We start from the raw sequence: 4,263 nt of genomic DNA, 5'->3' as shown, positions 1-4,263 counted from the left end.
ATTTAGCGCTGAAGACTAAACCAGAGCCGGTATCATATGCAGTGACCATATGTAATGCAGCGCTCGAGGCTGATGCTTTGGCACCTTTAAGCACTTTCCCATCAATCGCAATAGAAGAAAGTCCTATGCTAAGCCGATGCTCGTTGACCCAACTCAACAAGGCATCTAGCAAGGATTGCTTTGACACTCCTCTGAAGATGCGACCAATACTCTGCTGGCTGGGAATACCATTAGCGAAGGGGCGATATTGACGCAGCCACATGAGTTTTAATGTCCCGAACTCGTGGCAATCGGCCCAACTTTGCGCACCTGATATCACAGCGCTTAGGACGAGGAAGCAGATATCAATGACATCATGTTCTTGATTTATATGGGAACGACAATCAGTAATCTTATCGAGATGTTTAAGCATATTAAGTATAAAGACAAAGAAAAAGAGCGCTATTTGATCACACTGGCGAGATCAATCAAGCTATTTTTTATCTCTTTGTTTTTAAAAAGGATGTATGAAAAGCGATCGAGTATGATCAGCCCCTGCTTACAGTCTGACACTGCAATTGACCATTGTATTTAGCATTAAAAAAACCAAATGGTGAGTTAACTTCTTCAATAACATAATCATCTAAATCGTATGTATTAATCGTCTCTATCGAAGTATTTGTATCCAATGACTTATTGTCTATTCTATTGTAATTGAAAGTTATATTTTGGAATAACACATCTAGAGATGTGTTATTATTTTTAGCGCGCAGTATCAGTATTGTTCTATTTTGGAAGTAAAATCTAAAATGGTTGTTATCTGCCAGAACAACACTACAAGTCTGCATTAATCCATCATCGAATTGGCTTATAATCTTATTTTTTCTTGCGGTACTTTTAGTCAACATCCAAGCATTGATATATGAGTAAATCGCTGGTTCAGCACAATAATATTGACCGTCATACAGAATATTATGCCTGATATCAGTATTAAGCATTTTTACTTGATGCTGCTCACAGACTAGCCCTTGATTAAACCATGCATTAGCCACCGTTTTACTATTTTCACTATGATCAATTAACCAGTTACTGGCTGATAATGAATGACCGAATTGGTTATTTTTCAACGCAATTAATGACATGTCACTGAGTGCTTTCTCATTTTTAGGGTTAATGCTCAATGCCTTGATTAGATACTCATAAGCATCTTGCACTTTACCCTGTTGATAAGCTGCTATAGCCGATTTTATTTGATCTTTTTCAACGTTATCTAATTGTTGTGAACTTGGAGGCGTAAGCCACTGCTGTACAGTTAACTTACTTTCTTGAGGAATATGACTATTTATCTCAGCTGATGCTTTATCGGTATAACGATAGAACCAATCCAATGGTGTTTCTTCAGTCATTGGGGAGCGGCTCTCAGCTTTCATATAAGTTGCGGCGCCATTGTCTATTAATAACTTAATAAGATCAGGGGAGGCATACCTTGCAGCATAATGAAGAGCAGTCATCTTGAAGGTGCTTAACGCGTAATAACACGTATCATCAGGTATTGTGGTAATGGCGACTGTATTAGCCCCGTATTGAATAAGCAACTTGGCGGACTCTAATAAATTATATTGAGCCGTGTACATCAAAGGTGTTTTACCAAATGCATTACTGTGATTGGGACTAACACCCTGTTGCAATAGATATTCTAGTACTTCAGGTTGGTCAATCGCTAAGTTTAAAATACTTTCTTGTGCCTCTTGTGAATAGTAAGTTTTTGCGATGCTGTCTATATCACTAGCAATAAATTCAATTTTTTTTATGGTATCTAATGATTGTTTGCTAATGATTGCATTTCTTAGGTTTAACTCACCTGCGGAAAATTCAGGGTTATACATATAGAACCCAAAACCTGCACTAACTGCTGATGTTAATGCAAGCTCAGCCATTTCATCGGATTGTTGTTTATGCCAATGATTCGCTTGTTGATAAAATTGCGAAAGCGATTTTATCGAGATAGCTAACTGATGTTTATAGCCATTAAATGCTTTTTGCTCAGCTACACCGGTTAATGACCACCTTTCTAAATCGGTTATCATTTTAGAATAATTACCGTGACTATTCTTACTTTCCCTACCTTCGCCCCCCATTGCCCAAGGTCGAGTTAACGTTAAACTGAGTTGATGTTTAATGGCATTACCCCAACGCCAACGAGTATTCATTCGTCCACAAGAACCACCGCTGCCTTGACTTAACGCTAGAGTAGATTGATACAAATCATCAAAACTTTTCATCGCGCTGAAATAACTATGCTCTTTGTTGAAAGGTACTTCTGTTGCTGTTAAGTTTATTTCGCAAGCGGGTGTCCATGTAGCGCTTGGGCTAAGACGATAAACAAATAACTGGCCTATATCAGCGTCATAATGTCCTAAAACAAACATATATGGGATATTAGTGCCAGACTGTGCATATGTATAACCATAACTCATTGCGGGTGGTGCGTTTTTAGCTAGTGCTGCAATTTGCTTAGCGGTTAACTCAGTGAATGATGAAGTAGACACTAGCGATTGCTGCCTCTCACATGCTCCACTGCAACCATTATGCAAATAATTATAGAGATAGAATTCTTTACCGTAAGCATTCAGGCTGGTTAAAGAGTATCCTCCTAATATTGTCCAATCTAGTATTTCTCCCGTATTTGCGTAGCCATGCCCTCTAACGCCATAAGCTGCGCCCCATTCAATATCTGAGTAGAATTTTGATTGCGCATCTTCTAACAAGGATTGACATGCAGGGTCATTATCTGTGATTAAACTCGGCTTATTCCAAGCAGAGGTTACTTTTACAAAGGGCGTTTTCTGAGAAGATAAAGAGTGACAAGAAAAAACAATTAAACAGAGGGTTAATAAGCAACGTAACATTAATATCATCCATAATATTTCAGTATAATCAATAGGGCGTCATCCTAAAGATGACAAACGGTAAAAACAACATTTATTTTCAAGTAGATAACCTATGCATTGGCCTAGACTTTGAGTTTTCGCTAGAAAATTAATCGTGACACCCACCGCTGTACACCGCTAATCTGTAAGGTGTATCTTCTAGGCTAACGATGGTTTGTTTTGGTCTAGTCATCTTAGATTACCTGTCAGAGTCAAAAGTAACTAACACCGAGTTGAGTGTTTGCCATTTAACCAACTGGGGTGTGTGGCCATGTTTTGTTCGAATGAGTTAAGGTCTTCTTCTTTTTGGTATTTATGTGTCAGTAACGTGTCCTTAAAGCCTTTGTGCCACTGTATAAGCACTTCTTTATCTGACCACTTTTTTGCTTTGTCAGCATCGACTTTTATAACCACATGTAAGTGATTACTTCCTTTTCATTACAAAGAATGCATAAGCACAGATATCAATAGCAAAGATGGTCGCCAATTCAAGAATGCGTGAATCGACCCACTCGCGTCGATGCTCAAAGTTCTCACCTGTTGAATTATCAATTCCGCACAAGAATGCCTTACGCACCACACGAGAACAACAGTGGTAGTAAGGCGTATCTTCTAAACTAACGATTGTTTGTCTTGGTTTGGCCATCTTTAATTACCGTTTGTAAAGGGTAAATAAAGCATAGTTGAGTGCTCAATATTTAGCCAATTGGGGTGGGTGATGAGATGGACGCTCCCTAATACGGCGTCAATGCGCCAAACTGATGTTGAACCATACAGTTACTTAAGGAGCGTCCACCATGAAAGTTACCACTATTGCGATTGATTTGGCAAAAAATGTTTTCCAAGTTTTAGGAATGGATAGCCATGCAAAGCAAGTCTTCAATAAACGGTTAAATCGCACTCAGCTGATTGAGTTTATGTTGCAACAACCCCATTGCGATGTGGTATTTGAGGCTTGCTATTCATCCCATTACTGGGGGCGTAAGTTTCTCGCTATGGGGCATAACGTTAAGCTCATTCCAGCCCAACATGTCACCCCGTTCGTGCGAGGCAGTAAAAATGACAACAATGACACAATGGCGATTTATGAAGCTAGCTTTAGGCCTAACATTCGTTTCGTGCCAGTGAAAACCGAAGAGCAGCAAGAAATATTGATGTTACACCGAGTCAGAGAGCGATTAGTGAAAGAGAAAACCGCCTGCACTAACCAAATTAGGGGTGTTTTAGTTGATTTTGGGATTTGCTTTGCCCAAGGTTATAAAGCATTTGAAGTGGCTATGTGGGACATCATTAACGATGCGTCACAACGTCCGATTATTAAACTGATGGCTAATGACTTCTGGGACGAATATCA

5 protein-coding genes are annotated in these 4,263 nt (G+C 39.2%); 1 reads left to right on the top strand and 4 read right to left on the bottom strand.

Features of this window, described 5'->3' with window-relative positions; translation table 11 throughout:
• The 4 genes from GQA99_RS20010 to GQA99_RS20835 form a co-directional block, all read right to left on the bottom strand.
• A partial coding sequence (locus GQA99_RS20010) for an ISAs1 family transposase (protein ID WP_160056971.1) occupies positions 1 to 412 on the bottom strand: 412 nt, incomplete at its 3' end.
• Between the two features lie 115 nt (positions 413 to 527).
• Positions 528 to 2,888, bottom strand: a complete 2,361-nt coding sequence (locus GQA99_RS20005; RefSeq protein ID WP_160056969.1) for an ankyrin repeat domain-containing protein — start codon at positions 2,886 to 2,888, stop codon at positions 528 to 530.
• Positions 2,889 to 3,131: 243 nt separating this feature from the next.
• On the bottom strand, positions 3,132 to 3,323 hold the full coding sequence (locus GQA99_RS20840) for a hypothetical protein (RefSeq protein WP_229785984.1): 192 nt from the start codon (positions 3,321 to 3,323) through the stop codon (positions 3,132 to 3,134).
• A 10-nt stretch (positions 3,324 to 3,333) separates the two neighbouring features.
• Complete coding sequence (locus GQA99_RS20835) at positions 3,334 to 3,555, bottom strand: hypothetical protein (protein ID WP_229785985.1); 222 nt, start codon at positions 3,553 to 3,555, stop codon at positions 3,334 to 3,336.
• 151 nt (positions 3,556 to 3,706) lie between these two features.
• Here GQA99_RS20835 and GQA99_RS19995 point away from each other — a divergent pair.
• On the top strand, positions 3,707 to 4,263 hold a 557-nt coding region (locus tag GQA99_RS19995), incomplete at its 3' end, for an IS110 family RNA-guided transposase (RefSeq protein ID WP_160056967.1).

Source organism: Shewanella litoralis, from assembly GCF_009828585.1.
Classification (GTDB): domain Bacteria; phylum Pseudomonadota; class Gammaproteobacteria; order Enterobacterales; family Shewanellaceae; genus Shewanella; species Shewanella litoralis.
This window is presented reverse-complemented; position numbering and strand designations above follow the sequence as displayed.